Source organism: Shewanella sp. UCD-FRSSP16_17, from assembly GCF_001675935.1.
GTDB classification, from domain to species: domain Bacteria; phylum Pseudomonadota; class Gammaproteobacteria; order Enterobacterales; family Shewanellaceae; genus Shewanella; species Shewanella japonica.
The window spans coordinates 1-1,736 of record NZ_LZFV01000017.1 but is presented as its reverse complement, the minus strand read 5'-3'; the positions used below and the strand labels follow the sequence as shown (position 1 = coordinate 1,736).

General features: G+C 48.6%; 1 protein-coding gene. It reads right to left on the bottom strand.

Annotation, left to right across the window (positions count from 1 at the left end; genetic code table 11):
- On the bottom strand, positions 1-1,736 hold a 1,736-nt coding region (locus tag A9267_RS21910; protein ID WP_197495529.1), incomplete at both ends, for a beta strand repeat-containing protein.

The window sequence follows — 1,736 nt, the reverse complement described above, 5'->3', positions numbered from 1 at the left end:
GATGTACCAGTGATGTCACCGTTATTATCGCCATCGATGACTAAATCRACGGTGATGTTGCTTGAAAGGGCATCGAGGTTTTCAGTGTCGTTGGCAGACAGGTCGTTACCGTTGCTGTCGGTTGCAGTTGCGACCACTGTGATGTCGCCATCCACAAGCGTAGATAGGTCAACATTATCAACAGAGTAAGTGCCATCTGCATTGACTGCCACATCGGTGATGGTAATTGCAGTACCCGCAATATCGGTGATAACCAGAGTGACCGTGCCGCCAGCTGGAATATCTTGTGATGTACCAGTGATGTCACCGTTATTATCGCCATCGATGACTAAATCAACGGTGATGTTACTTGAAAGGGCATCAAGGTTTTCAGTGTCGTTGGCTGATAAATCATTACCGTTGCTGTCGGTTGCACTTGCGACCACTGTGATGTCGCCATCCACAAGCGTTGATAGGTCAACGTTATCGACAGAGTAAGTACCGTCCGCGTTTACTGCCACATCAGTGATGGTAATTGCAGTGCCCGCAATATCGGTGATAACCAGAGTGACTGTGCCACCTGCAGGAATGTCTTGTGATGTACCAGTGATGTCACCGTTATTATCGCCATCGATGACTAAATCGACGGTGATGTTACTTGAAAGGGCATCAAGGTTTTCAGTGTCGTTGGCAGACAGGTCGTTACCGTTGCTGTCAGTTGCAGTTGCCACCACTGTGATGTCGCCATCCACAAGTGTAGAGAGGTCAACATTATCAACAGAGTAAGTACCGTCCGCGTTTACTGCCACATCGGTGATGGTAATTGCTGTGCCAGCAATATCGGTGATAACCAGAGTGACCGTGCCGCCTGCTGGAATGTCTTGTGATGTACCAGTGATGTCACCGTTATTATCGCCATCGATGACTAAATCGACGGTGATGTTGCTTGAAAGGGCATCAAGGTTTTCAGTGTCGTTGGCAGACAGGTCATTGCCGTTTGAATCAGTCGCAGTTGCAACCACTGTGATGTCGCCATCCACAAGTGTAGATAGGTCAACATTATCGACAGAGTAAGTGCCATCTGCATTAACAGCCACATCGGTGATGGTAATTGCTGTGCCCGCAATATCGGTGATCACCAGAGTGACCGTGCCGCCTGCTGGAATATCCTGTGATGTACCAGTGATGTCACCGTTATTATCGCCATCGATGACTAAATCAACGGTGATGTTGCTTGAAAGGGCATCGAGGTTTTCAGTGTCGTTGGCAGACAGGTCGTTACCGTTGCTGTCGGTTGCAGTTGCGACCACTGTGATGTCGCCATCCACAAGCGTAGATAGGTCAACATTATCAACAGAGTAAGTGCCATCTGCATTGACTGCCACATCGGTGATGGTAATTGCTGTGCCCGCAATATCGGTGATAACCAGAGTGACCGTGCCGCCAGCTGGAATGTCTTGTGATGTACCAGTGATGTCACCGTTATTATCGCCATCGATGACTAAATCAACGGTGATGTTGCTTGAAAGGGCATCAAGGTTTTCAGTGTCGTTGGCCGATAAATCATTACCGTTTGAATCAGTCGCGGTTGCAACAACTGTGATGTCGCCATCCACAAGTGTAGATAGGTCAACGTTATCGACAGAGTAAGTGCCATCTGCATTAACAGCCACATCTGTGATGGTAATTGCTGTGCCCGCAATATCGGTGATCACTAGAGTGACCGTGCCGCCAGCTGGAATATCCTGGCTCGTACC